Annotated in this window: 24 protein-coding genes; 21 read left to right on the top strand and 3 right to left on the bottom strand. The window is 46.2% G+C overall.

The window, feature by feature from the left end; translation table 11 throughout:
* Positions 1-22: 22 nt before the first annotated feature.
* The 19 genes from rplF (at position 23) to rpsI (ending at position 11,926) form a co-directional block, all read left to right on the top strand.
* The gene (gene rplF, locus ACSW3C_RS07275; protein WP_486561777.1) at positions 23-562 is read left to right on the top strand and encodes a 50S ribosomal protein L6; all 540 of its coding nucleotides are present in this window, start codon (positions 23-25) and stop codon (positions 560-562) included.
* Positions 563-595: 33 nt separating this feature from the next.
* Positions 596-958, top strand: a complete 363-nt coding sequence (gene rplR, locus ACSW3C_RS07270) for a 50S ribosomal protein L18 (protein ID WP_486561776.1) — start codon at positions 596-598, stop codon at positions 956-958.
* Between the two features lie 22 nt (positions 959-980).
* The gene (gene rpsE, locus ACSW3C_RS07265) at positions 981-1,481 is read left to right on the top strand and encodes a 30S ribosomal protein S5 (protein ID WP_207959138.1); all 501 of its coding nucleotides are present in this window, start codon (positions 981-983) and stop codon (positions 1,479-1,481) included.
* Between the two features lie 13 nt (positions 1,482-1,494).
* Positions 1,495-1,677 carry a 50S ribosomal protein L30 gene (rpmD, locus tag ACSW3C_RS07260; protein WP_238080285.1) on the top strand — a complete coding sequence of 61 codons (183 nt, stop codon included), beginning with the start codon at positions 1,495-1,497 and terminating at the stop codon, positions 1,675-1,677.
* A 33-nt stretch (positions 1,678-1,710) separates the two neighbouring features.
* Complete coding sequence (gene rplO / locus ACSW3C_RS07255) at positions 1,711-2,151, top strand: 50S ribosomal protein L15 (protein WP_207959137.1); 441 nt, start codon at positions 1,711-1,713, stop codon at positions 2,149-2,151.
* The gene (gene secY / locus ACSW3C_RS07250) at positions 2,151-3,443 is read left to right on the top strand and encodes a preprotein translocase subunit SecY (protein ID WP_238080284.1); all 1,293 of its coding nucleotides are present in this window, start codon (positions 2,151-2,153) and stop codon (positions 3,441-3,443) included. The genes rplO and secY overlap by 1 nt, the downstream gene beginning before the upstream one ends.
* Before the next feature lie 51 nt (positions 3,444-3,494).
* Positions 3,495-4,148, top strand: a complete 654-nt coding sequence (locus tag ACSW3C_RS07245) for an adenylate kinase (protein ID WP_207959135.1) — start codon at positions 3,495-3,497, stop codon at positions 4,146-4,148.
* A gap of 417 nt (positions 4,149-4,565) precedes the next feature.
* Positions 4,566-4,784, top strand: a complete 219-nt coding sequence (gene infA / locus ACSW3C_RS07240; RefSeq protein WP_184209310.1) for a translation initiation factor IF-1 — start codon at positions 4,566-4,568, stop codon at positions 4,782-4,784.
* Positions 4,785-4,823: 39 nt separating this feature from the next.
* Positions 4,824-4,937 carry a 50S ribosomal protein L36 gene (gene rpmJ, locus ACSW3C_RS07235; RefSeq protein ID WP_076758849.1) on the top strand — a complete coding sequence of 38 codons (114 nt, stop codon included), beginning with the start codon at positions 4,824-4,826 and terminating at the stop codon, positions 4,935-4,937.
* A 24-nt stretch (positions 4,938-4,961) separates the two neighbouring features.
* Positions 4,962-5,327, top strand: a complete 366-nt coding sequence (gene rpsM / locus ACSW3C_RS07230; RefSeq protein ID WP_238080282.1) for a 30S ribosomal protein S13 — start codon at positions 4,962-4,964, stop codon at positions 5,325-5,327.
* A gap of 23 nt (positions 5,328-5,350) precedes the next feature.
* Positions 5,351-5,740: a 30S ribosomal protein S11 gene (rpsK, locus tag ACSW3C_RS07225; RefSeq protein WP_184209308.1), complete on the top strand. Its 390-nt coding sequence runs from the start codon at positions 5,351-5,353 to the stop codon at positions 5,738-5,740.
* Between the two features lie 135 nt (positions 5,741-5,875).
* Positions 5,876-6,820 carry a DNA-directed RNA polymerase subunit alpha gene (locus ACSW3C_RS07220; protein ID WP_184209307.1) on the top strand — a complete coding sequence of 315 codons (945 nt, stop codon included), beginning with the start codon at positions 5,876-5,878 and terminating at the stop codon, positions 6,818-6,820.
* Between the two features lie 27 nt (positions 6,821-6,847).
* The gene (gene rplQ / locus ACSW3C_RS07215; protein ID WP_207959134.1) at positions 6,848-7,228 is read left to right on the top strand and encodes a 50S ribosomal protein L17; all 381 of its coding nucleotides are present in this window, start codon (positions 6,848-6,850) and stop codon (positions 7,226-7,228) included.
* 434 nt (positions 7,229-7,662) lie between these two features.
* On the top strand, positions 7,663-8,511 hold the full coding sequence (locus ACSW3C_RS07210; RefSeq protein ID WP_486561775.1) for an energy-coupling factor ABC transporter ATP-binding protein: 849 nt from the start codon (positions 7,663-7,665) through the stop codon (positions 8,509-8,511).
* Positions 8,487-9,359: an energy-coupling factor ABC transporter ATP-binding protein gene (locus ACSW3C_RS07205; protein ID WP_486561774.1), complete on the top strand. Its 873-nt coding sequence runs from the start codon at positions 8,487-8,489 to the stop codon at positions 9,357-9,359. Before ACSW3C_RS07210 ends, ACSW3C_RS07205 begins: the two co-directional genes overlap by 25 nt.
* A complete protein-coding gene (locus tag ACSW3C_RS07200; RefSeq protein WP_486561773.1) occupies positions 9,356-10,153 on the top strand; it encodes an energy-coupling factor transporter transmembrane component T family protein in 798 nt (265 codons plus the stop codon). The genes ACSW3C_RS07205 and ACSW3C_RS07200 overlap by 4 nt, the downstream gene beginning before the upstream one ends.
* A gap of 10 nt (positions 10,154-10,163) precedes the next feature.
* Entirely contained in the window at positions 10,164-10,910 is a 747-nt protein-coding gene (truA, locus tag ACSW3C_RS07195) for a tRNA pseudouridine(38-40) synthase TruA (RefSeq protein WP_486561772.1), read from the top strand.
* Positions 10,911-11,076: 166 nt separating this feature from the next.
* A complete protein-coding gene (gene rplM / locus ACSW3C_RS07190) occupies positions 11,077-11,514 on the top strand; it encodes a 50S ribosomal protein L13 (protein WP_238080277.1) in 438 nt (145 codons plus the stop codon).
* Positions 11,515-11,533: 19 nt separating this feature from the next.
* Positions 11,534-11,926, top strand: a complete 393-nt coding sequence (gene rpsI, locus ACSW3C_RS07185) for a 30S ribosomal protein S9 (RefSeq protein ID WP_238080276.1) — start codon at positions 11,534-11,536, stop codon at positions 11,924-11,926.
* A gap of 118 nt (positions 11,927-12,044) precedes the next feature.
* Here the strand turns inward: rpsI and ACSW3C_RS07180 are convergent, their stop codons facing one another.
* Positions 12,045-12,191, bottom strand: a complete 147-nt coding sequence (locus ACSW3C_RS07180; RefSeq protein WP_486561771.1) for a tyrosine-type recombinase/integrase — start codon at positions 12,189-12,191, stop codon at positions 12,045-12,047.
* 579 nt (positions 12,192-12,770) lie between these two features.
* Between ACSW3C_RS07180 and ACSW3C_RS07175 the strand changes: the two genes are divergently transcribed.
* Positions 12,771-13,742 (top strand): alpha/beta fold hydrolase, encoded by a 972-nt coding sequence (locus ACSW3C_RS07175; protein WP_486561770.1) that lies wholly within the window; start codon positions 12,771-12,773, stop codon positions 13,740-13,742.
* A gap of 151 nt (positions 13,743-13,893) precedes the next feature.
* Positions 13,894-15,129, top strand: coding sequence for an allantoate amidohydrolase (locus tag ACSW3C_RS07170; RefSeq protein WP_486561769.1), 1,236 nt, complete (start codon positions 13,894-13,896; stop codon positions 15,127-15,129).
* 48 nt (positions 15,130-15,177) lie between these two features.
* Here the strand turns inward: ACSW3C_RS07170 and allD are convergent, their stop codons facing one another.
* Both allD and ACSW3C_RS07160 read right to left on the bottom strand, forming a co-directional pair.
* Complete coding sequence (gene allD / locus ACSW3C_RS07165; protein WP_486561768.1) at positions 15,178-16,227, bottom strand: ureidoglycolate dehydrogenase; 1,050 nt, start codon at positions 16,225-16,227, stop codon at positions 15,178-15,180.
* A gap of 18 nt (positions 16,228-16,245) precedes the next feature.
* Positions 16,246-17,127: an alpha/beta hydrolase gene (locus ACSW3C_RS07160; RefSeq protein ID WP_486561767.1), complete on the bottom strand. Its 882-nt coding sequence runs from the start codon at positions 17,125-17,127 to the stop codon at positions 16,246-16,248.
* Positions 17,128-17,253: the final 126 nt, after the last annotated feature.

Here is a 17,253-nt window from a genome sequence, read left to right as displayed (position 1 = left end):
AATAGAATGGAGGTGCAATTGAATGTCCCGTATTGGCAAAAAGCCGATTGAGGTGCCTGAAAACGTAACTGTCACTATTTCTGATGACAACCACGTTACTGTAAAAGGACCGAAAGGCGAACTTACAAATACATTTAACACTGATATCAAAATCGAACAAGAAGGCAACGTTATCACTTTGGTCCGTCCTTCTGATGCGAAAGAACACCGTTCCATCCACGGAACAACTCGTTCACTTTTGAACAACATGGTCGTAGGTGTATCTCAAGGATTCGAGCGTACTCTTGAACTTGTCGGGGTAGGATACCGTGCACAACTTCAAGGTAAAAAGCTTGTATTGAACGTTGGATACTCTCATCCAGTTGAGTTCACACCAGAAGAAGGAATCGAAGTTGAAGTTCCTTCCAATACAAAGATCATCGTTCGCGGCATCAACAAAGAGCGTGTAGGTGCTCTTGCTTCGAACATCAGACAAGTACGTCCACCAGAGCCTTACAAAGGTAAAGGTATTAAGTACGAAGGCGAACAAATCCGCCGCAAAGAAGGAAAAACAGGTAAATAATGCCGCTTAAGGCATCCGGAAGGAGTGACCACGATGATCACAAAACAGGATAAAAACGCTGTACGTAAAAAACGTCACGCACGTGTGCGTACGAAAATCAGCGGATCCGCAGCGCGTCCACGTTTGAATGTATACCGTTCAAATAAACATATCTATGCACAATTAATCGATGATGTGAATGGCGTTACGATTGCAAGTGCTTCCACTATGGATAAAGAGTTCGGTGCTGACGCAAAAGGCAATGCTGAAGCAGCAGCTAAAGTCGGCGAAATGATCGCGAAAAAAGCCGTTGAAAAAGACGTCAAGTCAGTCGTTTTTGACCGTGGCGGATACCTATTTCACGGCCGTGTCAAAGCTCTTGCGGACGCAGCACGCGAAAATGGACTGGAATTTTAATTAAGAAGGAGGGACATATTTCATGCGTCGTAATGATCAGATTAAAAGTGAATTCGAAGAACGCGTAGTTACGATTAACCGCGTAGCGAAAGTGGTTAAAGGTGGACGTCGTTTCCGTTTTACTGCACTTGTCGTAGTCGGAGATAAAAACGGCCGTGTCGGTTTCGGAACTGGTAAAGCACAAGAGGTTCCAGATGCAATCCGTAAAGCTATCGAAGATGCGAAGAAGAACTTGATTGAAGTGCCAATGGTACAAGGAACTACACCACACGAAGTACTAGGACGTTTCGGTGCTGGACAGATCCTTATCAAACCAGCAGCACCTGGTACTGGAGTTATCGCCGGAGGACCTGTCCGTGCGGTACTAGAACTAGCAGGAATCACGGATATCCTTTCAAAATCTCTAGGTTCTAGCACACCGATTAACATGGTCCGTGCAACAATTGAAGGGCTGAAGAGCTTGAAACGCGCAGAAGACGTAGCAAAATTGCGCGGCAAATCCGTAGAAGAACTGTTAGGTTGAGGGGGGAAATACAATGGCAAACAAACTTGAAATCACCCTTACTAAAAGTGTGATCGGTGCTAAACCGGCACAACGCAAAACAGTTGAAGCATTAGGTCTGCGCAAATTAAACCAAACGGTTGAACATGAAGATAACGTCGCAATCCGCGGCATGATCAACAAAGTCAGCCACTTGGTATCTGTAAAAGAACAATAATCCACATTTTCGAATAAGGAGGTGCCGATAAGGATGAAATTACACGAAATGAAACCAGCCGAAGGCGCACGTAAATCACGTAAGCGTATTGGACGTGGTATCGGTTCCGGTACTGGTAAAACTTCCGGTAAAGGTCACAAAGGTCAAAAGGCTCGTTCCGGCGGCGGCGTTCGTCTTGGATTCGAGGGTGGTCAGCTTCCACTTTTCCAACGTCTTCCTAAGCGTGGATTTACGAACATCAACCGTAAGGAATACGCGATCGTTAACCTTGAAACACTTAACCGTTTTGAGGATGGCACGGAAGTAACGCCTGAATTGCTAGTCGAAACAGGAATTGTGAGCAATGAAAAATCCGGTATTAAGATTCTTGGTAATGGGACTCTTGAGAAAAAGATCACTGTCAAAGCTCACAAATTCTCTGCTTCCGCTAAAGAAGCAATCGAGAAAGCGGGCGGGCAAGCCGAGGTGGTATAATGTTTCAGACAATCTCCAACTTTATGCGCGTTAGAGATATCAGGTCTAAAATCATTTTCACACTACTCGTGCTCATCGTTTTCCGGCTCGGAACTTTCATTCCAGTGCCAAACGTTGACGCGACTGCTTTACAAGCAACCAATAACCAATTTATCGGTTTCTTAAACACATTTGGTGGTGGGGCATTATCCAAGTTCTCTATCTTTGCGATGGGAATCATGCCTTACATCACCGCATCCATCATCGTGCAGTTATTGCAGATGGATGTCGTTCCGAAATTTACAGAGTGGGCGAAGCAAGGGGATGTCGGAAGACGGAAGCTTGCCCAGTTCACACGTTATTTCACTGTTGTTCTTGCTTTTATCCAAGCGATTGCCATGTCATTCGGGTTTAACCAAATGTTCGGTGGCACGCTGATCAAGGATGAAGGCATTTCCACTTACATCGTAATTGCAATCGTTCTGACAGCAGGAACTTCATTCTTGTTGTGGCTAGGTGAACAAATTACCGCAAAAGGTGTCGGTAATGGGATTTCCATTATCATCTTTGCTGGTATTGCGGCGGGTATCCCGAACGCGGTTAACCAACTGTATGCCACTCAAATTCAAGATGCGGGCGACCTGCTATTCATCCGTATTGCAACGATGGCACTTTTATTGATTGTCATTATCGCAATCATTGCTGGTGTCGTATACGTACAAGAAGCGCTTCGTAAAATTCCAATTCAATATGCAAAACGAGTGACTGGACGCGGTCAAACAACTGCTGGACAACAAACTCATTTGCCATTGAAATTGAATGCAGCCGGAGTTATTCCAGTAATCTTTGCCGTGGCATTTTTCATCACACCACAGCAATTGGCGGCATTTTTCGGCGAGAACAGCGTAACGAAGTTCATCACTCGGACATTCGATTACACACATCCTGTCGGAATGATCATTTACGTAGCATTAATCCTTGCGTTCACCTATTTCTATGCATTCATTCAAGTGAATCCAGAAAATATGGCGGACAACTTGAAAAAGCAAGGTGCTTACATCCCGGGCATTCGTCCAGGACAAAACACACAAAAATACTTGACTAGCACTTTGTACAGACTGACATTCGTCGGCTCCATCTTCTTGGCGCTCGTCGCAGTCATGCCGATTTTCTTCATCAATCTAGCCAACCTTCCACAGTCGGCTCAGATCGGTGGAACGAGCTTGCTCATCGTCGTCGGGGTTGCCCTTGAGACTATGAAGCAGTTGGAATCCCAACTCGTAAAACGGCATTACAAAGGCTTCATGAAATAAATCCGTATAGGTTTGGCCCTATCGGTGTAATATGGATGGAGGGCAAGACGTATGAATATCGTATTAATGGGTCTACCTGGAGCCGGCAAAGGCACACAGGCAGACAAAATTGTCGAGAAGTACGAAATCCCTCATATTTCTACAGGCGATATGTTCCGTGCTGCAATAGCAGAAGGCACGGAACTTGGAGTCAAAGCAAAGTCGTTCATGGATCAAGGCGCACTTGTGCCTGATGAAGTGACTATCGGAATCGTTCGTGAACGATTAAGCAAGTCGGATTGCGACAAAGGTTTCCTTTTAGATGGATTTCCTCGCACAGTGCCTCAAGCCGAGGCGCTCGATCAGCTTCTCGCTGATATGGGACGAAAAATCACAGATGTGCTAAACATCAAAGTCGAAAAGGAAGAACTGATCGCAAGATTGACCGGTCGCAGAATTTGCAAAGTATGCGGCACATCCTATCATTTGCAGTTTAATCCACCTAAAGTGGATGGTGTCTGTGACAAGGATGGCGGGGAACTTTATCAGCGAGCGGATGATAATCCGGAAACTGTCACGAACCGTCTGGAAGTAAATATGAATCAAACAGCACCGCTATTAGCGTTCTATGATGCAAAAGGCGTGCTTTCAAATATTGATGGCGAGCAGGACATCAATGACGTTTTTAAAGATTTGGACGCAATCCTTAGCGAAAGCGCACAGTGATCCTTTCCGGGCACAATTCATGCACGCCTTCTGTAAAGGGCAGCACTTGCTGCACGGAAAGTACGATTAACGAGCTGCAAAAGCATATGATGCCCGGTATAGGAACTGGTAAGAGCCCGATGATGATTCGCACCAGATCGAATCAAATGCAATTCGCCATGCGAGTGGCTATAATGTATTTGTCGAAAAGGACTAAAACGAATTCGGGGTTCCTCCACGGCAATCCTGTCGGTCGTGTCTATTCCGATGCGATATTCCACAACAATAGTCGGGGACTGACTTACGGGAAACGAAATGTGACAGACGTCTTTCGAACATCACTCATGCAATCCGGACATATGTTGAAGGAGCTTTGAAGGCGACTGCTGCCGCTAGATGGTTAGGACCTTTATTGGATATAGAAGGGAGACAGGATTGATGGCGAAGGACGACGTAATTGAAGTTGAAGGAACCGTAGTCGAAACGTTGCCGAACGCGATGTTCAAGGTAGAATTGGAAAATGGCCATACGATTCTTGCGCATGTATCAGGCAAGATCCGTATGCACTTTATCCGCATCCTGCCAGGCGACAAAGTGACATTGGAACTTTCGCCTTACGATTTAACACGCGGTCGGATCACATACCGTTTCAAATAAACTTTTGCAACTCCGGAATATTGAAGGAGGTTGGGTAAGATGAAAGTAAGGCCATCTGTAAAACCGATCTGCGAAAAATGCAAAGTCATTCGCAGACGCGGCCGAGTAATGGTAATCTGTGAAAATCCTAAACACAAACAAAGACAAGGCTAATTCAAAGGGAGGTGCACACTCTATATGGCACGTATTGCTGGAGTAGACGTACCGCGCGATAAGCGCGTTGTCATTTCATTGACATACATTTTCGGAATCGGTAAAACTACTGCACAAAAGATCTTGGCTAACGCTGGTATCTCTGAAGACACACGCGTTCGCGATTTGACTGATGCAGAACTAGATAAAATCCGTGAGCAAATCGACGGCTTGAAAGTTGAAGGGGATCTTCGTCGTGAAACTTCCCTCAACATCAAACGTTTGATGGAAATCGGTAGCTTCCGTGGAATCCGCCACCGTCGTGGATTGCCAGTACGCGGACAAAACACGAAAAACAACGCACGTACTCGTAAAGGTCCTAAGCGGACAGTTGCTAACAAGAAGAAATAATAAGTAAGGGAGGTTTTCTAAACATGGCACGTAAACAACAAACTCGTAAACGTCGTGTAAAAAAGAATATTGAAACTGGTATTGCACATATCCGTTCGACGTTCAACAATACTATCGTAACGATCACTGACAGCCACGGGAATGCACTTTCTTGGTCAAGCGCTGGTGCACTTGGTTTCAGAGGTTCCCGTAAATCAACTCCATTCGCTGCACAAATGGCTGCTGAAACAGCTGCGAAAGCATCTATGGAGCATGGCTTGAAATCTTTGGAAGTTACAGTAAAAGGACCAGGTGCTGGACGTGAAGCTGCAATTCGTTCACTACAAGCTGCAGGTCTTGAAGTAACAGCAATCAGAGACGTAACTCCGGTACCACATAACGGTTGCCGCCCGCCAAAACGTCGTCGTGTATAAAGGTTTGTTCTCCAATTGATTGAGAAGCACAATTTTTGGCAAAAATGAATTGTGTGATTGCAATTTGTTGTCTATACGAATCGATTTCAATATGGAACGGCCTATATACTAGACGTTTTGAAGGAGGGTAAATGAATGATCGAGATTGAGAAACCGAAGATTGAAACAGTTATGATCAGCGAAGATTCCAAGTTCGGTAAGTTTATTATTGAACCATTGGAGCGTGGATACGGAAATACGTTAGGGAATTCCTTGCGCCGTGTGCTTCTTTCTTCATTGCCAGGAGCTGCCGTAACATCTATTCAGATCGACGGGGTTCTTCATGAATTCTCTACAATTGAAGGTGTCGTCGAAGACGTAGCAACAATTATTTTGAACGTGAAGAAGCTTGCTCTCAAAATCTACTCAGATGATGAGAAAGTGATTGAAATAGATGTAAAAGGTGAAGGAGTTGTAACAGCAGCTGATATTACTCACGACAGTGATGTCGAAGTGCTGAACCCTGATCTTCATATCGCAACGCTTGGCAAAAACGGACATCTCCGCATGCGCATGTATGCTGTCCGTGGACGCGGCTATGCACCTTCTGATCAGAACAAACGTGAGGATCTTGCGATTGGTGTTATTCCGATTGACTCTATTTACACTCCAGTTTCACGCGTCAATTTCCAAGTTGAAAACACACGGGTCGGTCAAAGCACAAACTTTGACAAGTTGACGTTTGATATTTGGACAGATGGCAGCATCGGTCCGAAAGAAGCTGTTTCGCTCGGAGCAAAAATCCTGACGGAGCATCTGAACATTTTTGTCGGCATGACTGACGAAGCACAATCTGCTGAAATCATGGTGGAAAAAGAAGAAGACCAGAAAGAGAAAGTCCTTGAGATGACGATTGAAGAACTTGACCTTTCCGTTCGTTCTTATAACTGCCTGAAACGTGCAGGCATCAATACAGTCCTTGAACTTGCTAACAAGTCAGAGGATGAAATGATGAAAGTGCGAAACCTTGGCCGTAAATCACTTGAAGAAGTGAAGGCGAAATTGGACGAGTTGAACCTTGGGTTACGCTCGGAAGATTAAGAAATAAATTGAGGGAGGGAAACTTCTATGGCATACAGAAAACTTGGACGCACAAGTTCACAACGTAAAGCGATGCTACGCGACTTAGCGACAGACCTCATTATTCATGAGCGTATCCAAACGACTGAAGCGCGCGCAAAAGAATTGCGTTCCGTAGTCGAAAAAATGATCACTCTTGGTAAGCGTGGAGATTTGCATGCGCGTCGTCAAGCTGCTGAGTTCATTCGTCGTGAAGTGATTGTAACTGAAGACGAAGAGGGCAAAGAGCAAACGACATTTGCATTGCAAAAATTGTTTGATACAGTTGCACCACGCTACGCAGATCGCCAAGGCGGTTACACACGTATCATGAAAATGGGACCTCGCCGTGGCGATGGAGCACCTGTAGTAGTTATCGAATTAGTTTAATCCATCTAGACGGACGGTACATATGCCGCCGGTGTCTGTTTGGAATCGGAGGAGGGTGTGTCTGGCATTCGCATAGCCACACCCTTCTTTTACAATAGATTTATACGACAATATGAAAAGCTGAGTGTTACGATTGATGGCAGGTATTATACCTCCATTGGTCTAGCTCTACGTACCTCATCCGCTGATTCGGATTGAGCACCCGCTATCAGTTATAGATATGAGCGCATTTCTTCGGATGAGGTGCGCGCTTTTTTTATTTTTATTTTTAAATCTGCATTCACTGGCTGTAAGACCCCCACCCTACGCATGATCGGTGGAGGCCGTAACAGCTTGTCAATGTACATTTCCGTCGGACGGGCCGTATTAGAGTTAATTCTTTACGGACATGATGCTCCATATGATACATAACGATTCAGTCTGGGGTGGTCGAATTGAAGGAAATCCTTTCGTTAGAACATGTTTCATTCACATATGCAACAGAAGACGAGCAGGAGAGCAGAAAAGCATTGGATGATATTTCATTCACCATCAAAGAGGGTGAATGGATTGCGATAGTTGGACATAATGGTTCCGGTAAATCGACTTTGGCTAAATTGATCATCGGACTCTTGTTCCCAAGCGAAGGGACGATTCGCGTCTTCCTGGAAGAGTTGGGCGAAGAGAATCTTTGGGAGATCCGGTCACGAATGGGCATCGTTTTTCAGAATCCCGACAATCAGTTTGTCGGTTCGACCGTTCAGGATGATGTCGCATTTGCTTTGGAGAACAATGGAGTTCCTTTTGAGGAGATGGTGCCGCGGGTGCATTCTGCCCTTGCCCAGGTGAAGATGGAGTCCTTTCTGGACCACGAACCCCATCATCTATCTGGTGGACAGAAGCAGCGTGTAGCAATCGCAGGGGCGCTTGCCCTGGAGCCTGAGCTGCTCATCTTGGACGAAGCGACTTCCATGCTGGATCCGCAAGGCCGGGATGAAGTCATCCGGGTGGTAGAGGAGCTGAAACGGCAAACGGGCTTGACGGTTCTCTCTATTACGCATGACTTGGAAGAAGTCCTGTTGGCTGACCGCGTCATCGTCATGAATCAAGGAAAGGTGCTTGCCATTGGATCGCCCGCGGAGATCTTCGAAAGAGGGGATGAGCTGGAAGCGATCGGACTTGATTTGCCGTTTTCCATGAAATTGTCCAGCTATCTTCGAGATGAGGGCATTGATTTGAATGGTAACCATATGTCAGAAGAAGAGTTGGTGAATGAACTATGGACATCGTACTTCAACAAGTAGGCTATTTATATGCGAAGGATTCGCCTTTCGAAAAACGAGCATTGGAAGAGGTCAATGCGACCATCCCATCAGGCTCCTACACGGCCATAATCGGACATACTGGCTCAGGCAAGTCCACGCTGCTCTTGCATCTAAACGGGCTCCTGAAGCCTTCTGAAGGCTCTGTGCGCGTCGGTCCGACTGTCATTACATCCGATACGAAAGGGAAGGCATTAAAGGATGTTAGAAAGCATGTCGGCATCGTCTTTCAATTCCCCGAACACCAGCTGTTTGAAGAAACGGTTGAAAAGGATATTATGTTCGGTCCATTGAATTTTGGCATTCCGGAAGAGGAAGCAAGAAGTCGGGCGCATGAACTGATTAAGCTCCTCGGCTTGCCGCCGGATGTCGCACAGAAGTCACCATTCGATCTTTCAGGCGGTCAAATGCGCCGGGTGGCAATTGCGGGCGTTCTTGCTTTTAATCCTTCTGTACTCATTTTGGATGAACCGACAGCGGGACTTGATCCGCGGGGCAGGAAAGAGATTATGGAACTGTTCCACCGTTTGCATGTGGAAGAGAACCTGACAACCATTCTCGTCACGCACAGTATGGAGGACGCGGCGAGATATGCCGACCAGGTCCTCGTCATGCACGATGGAAAGTCTGTCTTATCCGGCACGCCGGAGGATGTATTTGGGCAGGCGGAGGAGCTGGCTTCCTACCGGTTAGGGGTTCCGCGTTCTGTTCAATTCCAGCGGGATTTTGAAAAACTGACGGGTAAACAGCTCGGGCGGCTAGCATTGACAGAAGAGGAGCTCGCAAAAGAGATGGCCGTGGTATTGAAGGAAGCAGGTGGCCGAAGATGATGGAAAAAATGATTTTTGGCCGCTATATTCCGGGCCATTCCTTCGTCCATCGGCTGGATCCCCGTTCGAAATTGATTTTTGTCTTTTTGTTCATCGTAGCCGTCTTTTTCGCCAATAATACAGCGACGTATGCCGTCCTGCTGGCGTTTACGCTGCTGACCATCTTCACGTCAAGAATCCGTTTGTATTTTTTGTTTAATGGATTAAAACCGATTTTATTCCTGGTCGCTTTTACGCTGTTAATGCATTTCATTTTCACAAAAGAAGGACCGATTTTATTTGAATGGAAATTCATCCGGATTTATGAAGAAGGGCTCCGGCAGGGGATTTATATATCCGTTCGTTTCCTTGTTCTCGTGTTGATGACGACGATTCTAACTTTGACGACTTCACCGATTTCCATAACGGACGGCATGGAGACCTTGCTGAATCCGTTGAAAAAGGTGAAGCTCCCTGTCCATGAACTGGCGCTCATGATGTCGATCTCTCTGCGGTTCATACCAACCTTGATGGACGAGACAGATAAAATCATGAAAGCCCAGCTGGCCAGGGGTTCCGATTTAACGACAGGTTCTCTGAAAGAGCGGATCAAGGCCGTAGTCCCATTGCTCGTTCCTTTGTTTGTCAGTGCCTTTAAGCGGGCAGAGGATTTGGCCATCGCGATGGAAGTCCGCGGCTACCGCGGAGGAGAAGGACGCACGAGATACCGCCAATTGGATTGGCAATGGCGTGATACGGTAGCTCTTGTCATCTTTGGCTTATTGCTGGCCGCATTACTTTTGCTTCGGAGTTAGGAGGGATACGATGAGACGAGTGAAAGCTGTCATTTCCTACGACGGAACAAATTTTGCAGGCTACCAGTATCAGCCGAAGATGCGCACGGTGCAGTCAGAAATCGATAAGGGGCTCCGCAAGCTCCATAAGGACCAGTCGATCTTCTCTGTAGCGAGCGGCAGGACGGATGCAGGCGTGCATGCCCTGGGACAGGTCATCCATTTCGACACACCGCTTGATCTATCGCTGGAACGGTGGAAAATGGCGCTGAATGTGTACTTCCCAAAAGATGTCCGGGCGGAGTCTGTTGAATTCGTCGATGACGATTTTCATGCCCGCTATTCGGCAACTGGAAAAACGTATATGTTCAAATGGACAAAAAGTGAAGTGCAGAGCCCGTTTGAGCGGAATTATTCTGTTCATTTGGGCAAATGGAATCCAGACATCGGGCGTATGCGGGAAGCTGCGAAGTATTTCATGGGGACTCATGACTTTACTAGTTTCTGCTCTTCAAAAACGGCAACTGCAAGTAAAGTGCGGACGATACGCATGCTCACCATTGAGGAGCAGGGCGAGGAATTAATCATGACAGTCGAAGGCGATGGATTTTTATACAATATGGTGAGGACCATTGCAGGCATGCTGCTGGCCGTTGGAATCGGCTGGAACGAGCCGGCGGACATTCAGGCGATCTTAGAGGCGAAAGACCGTAAAAGGGCAGGAAAAACCGCGCCAGCTCACGGTTTGTACCTTGTTAATGTCACATATGACGGCTGAGCCAACTTTTCCTGGTGTTTTCACAAAAATGCTTGACTTAAAGTGGTAAACATTATAAGATGATAAATGGTATTTCAATAACCCCACAATAAGCCCCGGAAAGTTTATTTGTGTTTAGGGATAGAGAAAACGGAACAATTTTGACATTCATTAGGAGGAACAATACATGCGTACAACATTCATGGCTAAAGGTCACGAAGTAGAGCGTAAATGGCTCGTTGTCGACGCTGAAGGCCAGACGCTTGGACGTCTTGCATCTGAAGTTGCAGCGATCTTACGCGGTAAACATAAACCGACGTTCACACCAAACGTTGACACTGGTGATCACGTAATCATCATCAACGCGGACAAGATTCACCTTACTGGAAACAAACTACACGACAAAATTTACTATCGCCACTCGAACCACCCAGGTGGTATCAAGTCTCGTACAGCGCTTGAAATGCGTACTAACTACCCAACAAAAATGTTGGAACTAGCGATTAAAGGGATGCTTCCAAAAGGTCCTCTAGGTCGTCAAACTATCAAGAAACTTCACGTGTATGCTGGAGCGGAACATCCACATACGGCACAAAAACCAGAAGCATACGAGCTTCGTGGATAATTAAGAGGAGGAACCACCTTTGGCACAAGTACAATATATCGGCACTGGCCGTCGTAAAAGTTCAGTAGCTCGTGTACGTCTCGTTCCTGGCGAAGGAAAAATCGTCGTCAACAACCGTGACGTAGAAGACTACGTACCATTCGAAACACTTCGCGAAGTGATCAAACAACCACTAGTAGCAACACAAACACTTGGAAGCTATGACATCCATGTAAACGTCCACGGCGGCGGTTACACAGGTCAAGCTGGCGCTATCCGCCACGGCGTAGCTCGCGCTCTACTTAACGTAGATCCTGACTTCCGCCCGGCTCTTAAAGCTGCTGGATTGCTTACACGTGACGCACGTATGAAAGAACGTAAAAAATACGGTCTTAAATCTGCACGTCGCGCACCGCAGTTCTCGAAGCGTTAATCAATATACGTTTCAAGGCTCTTTCCACTCATGTGGAAAGGGTCTTTTTTTATGCTTGAAAATAGCTTTTGACGACAATTTGACCACGGAATTTTTACTGAACACAGTTGACCACATTTCACAGCTCAATGTACCTTTGGAATTTCTCCGCTGTTTGTTCTTTTATATAGTCCGTAACGTGTGTATAGATGTTCATTGTCATTTGTATATCGGAGTGACTTAGCCGCTCCTGAACCTCTTTTATACTAGCTCCCGCCTCAAACAAAAGGGAAGCATGAGTATGGCGTAAACCATGTATCGCCGTGTTTCGTAATCATCACTGCTAGCTTATCATTTGGATACGCTAAGCGTATTGGGTACCCATAGCCCTATCGAATAGCATTCAAGTAGCCCTTACCTGCTAAATAAGCTTCACTTTGCCTTATACGCCATTTTTTAAGCAGGGCTAGTGTCTTGTTATTCAAGCTAATAACCCGCTTAGATTCCTTTGTTTTAAAAGTATGGAAGAGAATTTTTCCTCATGGAAGAATACTGGCTATCTCAATTTCCACGAGATAGCCTGTTTTTGTTTGGGCAATTTGTTTGTATCTATCAAGTTGTGATAATAAATGTGCTATGGTATTGTAAGTGTTAAAAATAAGAATTATCTGACATGCGGTACTGTATACTACTATTGGCGTAGTTAAGGGTATGCGCTATTCCATTATTCATTAATTAGTCATTGAAGGAGAGAATTTGAGAAGTAAATTAAACGGGTTCATCTCTTAATACCCATAATAATATAGTGGTCAAGATTAAATTGATGTAAAGGGGAAATTAGTTAACCATTTTAGGAGGGATTAAGTTGATAGTAATTACCTTGGTTTTCATTTTTATCATCGTTATAGTCAGTGGTATTACCTTTCAATACATCTTATTAAAAAAGGACGAAAAGCGATGTATACCAAGTGGAATGTTAGTTAATATAGGAGAAACACAACTCCATATGTATGGTGAAGGTGAGGCGGATCCAACAATTGTCTTTGAATGTGGACATGGGGTATGTTTAGCAACTAGCGATTGGAGTCTGGTTCAGCCGGAACTATCTAAAATGGCAAGAACTGTTGTTTATGACAGAGCCGGAATGGGATTAAGTGAAAAGAGTAAAAAGCCGCGAACAAGTGAACAAATTGTAGAGGAACTTCATACGTTACTAGTTAATGCTGGAGAAAAGCCACCCTATATATTAGTTGGTCATTCCCTAGGCGCTTTAAGCATGTGTCTCTTCGCACACAAATATCCAGAAAAAATTGTTGGTATCGTTCTTGTCGATGGTGGTTCTGTTGAGTGTTATAGGAGCTATTTCAAAAAGCCTACTTTAATTGGTATGGTTTTCGTTATGTCAATTTCAATTGCCTTAAATAAATTAGGTGTTTTCCGTTTGTTCGGGAAAATGGGTTTTATTCCGCACATTAATGAACGTAAAAAAAGGCTTTCCTATGTGAATAGCCAATTAGACGAAGCTTTTTTTTACAAACATTATTCAAACACAACGATGTTGCAGGAAGCACGGCAGTTAACAACAAGTGTTGAGCAGATGAGTAAAGTTAGCTCAATTGGAAATATACCTTTGGTAGTTATTACAGCAGGAAAAACGGAAAAAGTTTTTAAAGGTTGGATGGAATCGCAGAAAAGCTTACTTTCGCTTTCAACTAATAGTTCCCAAATAATTGTTAAAGAAAGTGGGCATTTTATTCAATTAGAACACCCAGACATTGTAATTGGTGCCATTAGAGAAATTATTAAGAAGCACGTGCCACAACAAACAATATTATGAGTAGTGGTTGTTTAGCTACCAATTGGCAGGTCTGAGACGCTCGATAATCATCCCAAAAACAGATTTGATTTTCTAGCTTCAACTTGCGATACTTGGAGATATAACAATTTTGTAAATAGAAACACGATTATAGAAAGAGGGGGGAATTGCCATGAAGATGGATCGGCTGCGCCTCTCGTTTGAAGAACTTGCGAAGTTCACGGACAAAGGAGAAGGCATTAATCGACTGGCCTATACAAAAATGGAACGCGATGCTCGGCTCTATATGATCGAGCAGCTGGAGCTTGCGGGTCTGACGGTGCGGACGGATTATGCGGGGAATGTTATTGCACGCCGGGAAGGGACTGCCCCCGACTTGCCGGTTGTTGCGACGGGTTCGCATATTGACTCGGTGTATGCTGCTGGAGAATTTGACGGGACGGCGGGCGTTCTTGTTGCTCTTGAAATTATGCGTTCACTAGCGGATGAAGGCATTGCTACTTTGCATCCGCTCGAAGTGATCATATTTGCATGTGAAGAGTCTGCCCGCTTTGGCGCGTCGACTCTAGGAAGCAAAGCGATGACGGGCCGGCTGGATCCGGCGTACACCAGGTCTTTAACAGATAAAAATGGAGTCACGCTGATGCATGCATTCGAAGAGAATGGTCTTGATTTGGAAGAGGTTCATTTGGCAAAACGTTTTCGCGATGAATTCAAGGCTTTCGTTGAGCTGCATGTGGAACAGGGGCCCGTCCTTGAAAAACAAGATATTTCGATCGGCATTGTGTCGGCTATTGCCGCACCAATCCGTTTTCACGTGCATGTGGAAGGGACGGCGGATCATTCCGGCACTACACCAATGGATTATCGGCATGACGCCCTTCTTGGAGGAGCAGAAATCGCGCTTGCCGTGGAACGGGCAGCGATCGAGGAGCTTGCACATGGTACAGTCGGTACGGTCGGTGTCTTTTCCATCAAGCCTGGGGCCATGAATGTTGTGCCGGGGCTTGCGGAATTGGACGTCGACATCCGGGGGACGAGCCTTGAATCCCGTCAACGGGTGGTGGAGGCACTTGAAAAAGCGATAGACGATGTGAAGCAAGCTCGTGGACTGAATATCTGGATGGAGGAAATCTCAAGCGAGACGCCTGTTCAAATGGACAACGCGCTAGTGGAGGATTTGGAATCAGTTTGTGAGGCACAAGGGATCGCTTGGATGAAGATGCCGAGCGGCGCCGGCCATGATGCGATGAATATGGCGTCCCTCTGTCCGACAGGCATGATTTTCGTTCCGTCCAAGGATGGGCTCAGCCATAATCCTGCGGAATTCACATCCATGGAGCAGCTGATGGAAGGCGCGCAAGTCTTGCGGGCTTTCCTGTTAAAGCAGGCACAGATCGTGGATTAATAAAATGAGCGCAGCCGGGAGTTAACCTGGCTGCGCTCATTCGTCGTTTTACTTCGCAAACGGATCTTTATGATCATATTGATTGTTATGGATGACATCGCTCCGCAAGTAGTCGATAATGTCATCGACTATGTCGATCCCGTTCTTCCTGGACTCTTGCTCTTTCAGCAAGGCGTCTTGTCCCGGATACAGCACTTGATTAAATCCTGGAGCAGGCTTCACCTCGTTCAATTCCTTCATCATGCCGGAAATGCTTTCGCGGAACAAGTCTGTGCTTGTGAAAGCGCCGGGATCAATGACAATATGCAGCTGGCCCAGCTCACGGCCTGCAGTCAGGTCGTGGTACATAGAGGACACATGCTTGCCAAATGGCAGGCCAAGCAGAACGCCTGATAAGATGTCGATCATCATCATGAGGCCATACCCTTTAGGCCCGGCAATCGGCAGAAGGGCGTTCACTTTGAAGGGGTCCGTTGTTGGAATCCCTTCCTTGTCGACTGCCCACGTATCTGGGATGGATTCTTGCTTTGAACGGGCATGCAGGATTTTCCCCCAAGCCTGGATGCTTGTCGCCATATCAATTATGATTTTATCGTCCGCTTTGCCCGGTGCGCCGAAAGCAATCGGGTTTGTGCCGAAATACGGTTCTGCACCGCCAAACGGAACGACCATAGGGTCCGATTGGCACATGGAAATGCCGATCATACCAGCTTCTGCAGCCTGCTCGACGAAATAAGACAGTGCTCCGCTGTGGCCCATTCGGCGTATGCCAACGATGGCTGTACCGTTTTCGCGTGCCATTTGAATGGCGTACTCCATTGCTTCTTTCGCCGCCACATGCCCGGCCCCGTTATCGGCATCCAGCACGGCAGTTCCCGTTCCGGTCTTTGTAAATTTGAAATCCGGTTCAATCGTTGTACCGCCTTTTGCAATACGCTCCGCATAGTACTCGACCCGCATAGCACCATGTGAATGAATCCCCCGGGCATCTGCATGCGCCAGTACATCGGCAACCGTTTCTGCGTGCGCCGGCTGGAGACCTGCTTTCGTCAATTTCCGTGCTATTAACATTTTCAGCTCGTCAAAGCTCACTCTCATTTCCAGCACTCCCCTTTGTTATGATTCTTCGATTTTTAAGCGGTCTTTCAGGAATCGTATCGTTTGTTCTACTGCATATATCGCGTCCGGATCCTCCATGTTCGCATCGAAATTATGCTGTCCTTGACGGATCGTCAGCAGTTCATTGCAGACCCCCAGGGCATCCAGCTTCGCTTTCATCCCGACCGATTCCGAGTACGGAACATCCTTGTCAGCATCTCCATGAATTAGCAAGGTGGCCGGATATGCAGCGTCTGCCAGCTCGACAGGCGCAAAGTTTTTCAAGTCCTCTTCGTCCTCGGCAAGCTCTTTCCCTGCCACCCAATCAAGCCATGACCCCGTTTGACGGCAATACAAGTAAATGGCGTATCTTGTTTGAATCGGAGCAGAAGAAATAGGCGAGGGTTGCACCAGTTGGTTTGCAAGCACTTCAGGAACAGTAGGCATCGCTGTAAAGTGAGGACTCGGTTTCTTATACCAGTCTCCGGTAACTTGTCCATAACCGTAGAAAGACACAATGGCATCCGGCTTGATGGCAAAAGTGCCGGACAGCAAAGCTAAATAACCGCCAGCCGAACTGCCGACTACAGCCACGCGGTTTGAATCAAAGTCGAACTTAGAAGAAGCCTCTGTTTTTAACCACACGATCAAACTTTCAATATCTTCCCGAATGCCAGGCAGCTTTGTTTCCGGTGCCAGGCGGTAATCGACGGAAAACACGTGGAATCCTGCTTCGGTGTACCGTTTTATTTGTTCTTTATGTAAATCGTCCTTCGTGCCCCACACCAGTCCGCCTCCGTGGATGAAAACAAGCAAAGGCGCCTGCTTCACAGGTGAGCGATGGAGCACGCCCTCAATAGAACACTCTCCGACTTGCCGATAGACAAATGTTTCTGCCATGATCATTTCGTCTCCTCTGTATTTGAACTTCTTTAGGTGATCGTTAGGTTCAAAATCTATTTCTTTTCAACAATTTTCTCCTACATACTATACTACCGTTCGCTAAGAAAACAGCTTTTGATCAGA

It is taken from the genome of Sporosarcina sp. AD_1 (genome assembly GCF_057373025.1).
This window is presented reverse-complemented; position numbering and strand designations above follow the sequence as displayed.

What these genes read in the sequence shown, in the direction of transcription:
- rplF (WP_486561777.1), top strand. Translation starts at nt 23, where the DNA reads ATGTCCCGTATTGGCAAAAAGCCGATTGAGGTGCCTGAAAACGTAACT.
- rpmJ (WP_076758849.1), top strand. Translation starts at nt 4,824, where the DNA reads ATGAAAGTAAGGCCATCTGTAAAACCGATCTGCGAAAAATGCAAAGTC.
- allD (WP_486561768.1), bottom strand. Translation starts at nt 16,227, where the DNA reads ATGAGAGTGAGCTTTGACGAGCTGAAAATGTTAATAGCACGGAAATTG.
- ACSW3C_RS07205 (WP_486561774.1), top strand. Translation starts at nt 8,487, where the DNA reads ATGGACATCGTACTTCAACAAGTAGGCTATTTATATGCGAAGGATTCG.
- rpmD (WP_238080285.1), top strand. Translation starts at nt 1,495, where the DNA reads ATGGCAAACAAACTTGAAATCACCCTTACTAAAAGTGTGATCGGTGCT.
- ACSW3C_RS07245 (WP_207959135.1), top strand. Translation starts at nt 3,495, where the DNA reads ATGAATATCGTATTAATGGGTCTACCTGGAGCCGGCAAAGGCACACAG.
- truA (WP_486561772.1), top strand. Translation starts at nt 10,164, where the DNA reads ATGAGACGAGTGAAAGCTGTCATTTCCTACGACGGAACAAATTTTGCA.
- ACSW3C_RS07200 (WP_486561773.1), top strand. Translation starts at nt 9,356, where the DNA reads ATGATGGAAAAAATGATTTTTGGCCGCTATATTCCGGGCCATTCCTTC.
- rplQ (WP_207959134.1), top strand. Translation starts at nt 6,848, where the DNA reads ATGGCATACAGAAAACTTGGACGCACAAGTTCACAACGTAAAGCGATG.
- rpsE (WP_207959138.1), top strand. Translation starts at nt 981, where the DNA reads ATGCGTCGTAATGATCAGATTAAAAGTGAATTCGAAGAACGCGTAGTT.
- secY (WP_238080284.1), top strand. Translation starts at nt 2,151, where the DNA reads ATGTTTCAGACAATCTCCAACTTTATGCGCGTTAGAGATATCAGGTCT.
- ACSW3C_RS07170 (WP_486561769.1), top strand. Translation starts at nt 13,894, where the DNA reads ATGAAGATGGATCGGCTGCGCCTCTCGTTTGAAGAACTTGCGAAGTTC.
- rpsM (WP_238080282.1), top strand. Translation starts at nt 4,962, where the DNA reads ATGGCACGTATTGCTGGAGTAGACGTACCGCGCGATAAGCGCGTTGTC.
- rplM (WP_238080277.1), top strand. Translation starts at nt 11,077, where the DNA reads ATGCGTACAACATTCATGGCTAAAGGTCACGAAGTAGAGCGTAAATGG.
- rplO (WP_207959137.1), top strand. Translation starts at nt 1,711, where the DNA reads ATGAAATTACACGAAATGAAACCAGCCGAAGGCGCACGTAAATCACGT.
- rplR (WP_486561776.1), top strand. Translation starts at nt 596, where the DNA reads ATGATCACAAAACAGGATAAAAACGCTGTACGTAAAAAACGTCACGCA.
- ACSW3C_RS07160 (WP_486561767.1), bottom strand. Translation starts at nt 17,127, where the DNA reads ATGGCAGAAACATTTGTCTATCGGCAAGTCGGAGAGTGTTCTATTGAG.
- rpsK (WP_184209308.1), top strand. Translation starts at nt 5,351, where the DNA reads ATGGCACGTAAACAACAAACTCGTAAACGTCGTGTAAAAAAGAATATT.
- infA (WP_184209310.1), top strand. Translation starts at nt 4,566, where the DNA reads ATGGCGAAGGACGACGTAATTGAAGTTGAAGGAACCGTAGTCGAAACG.
- ACSW3C_RS07220 (WP_184209307.1), top strand. Translation starts at nt 5,876, where the DNA reads ATGATCGAGATTGAGAAACCGAAGATTGAAACAGTTATGATCAGCGAA.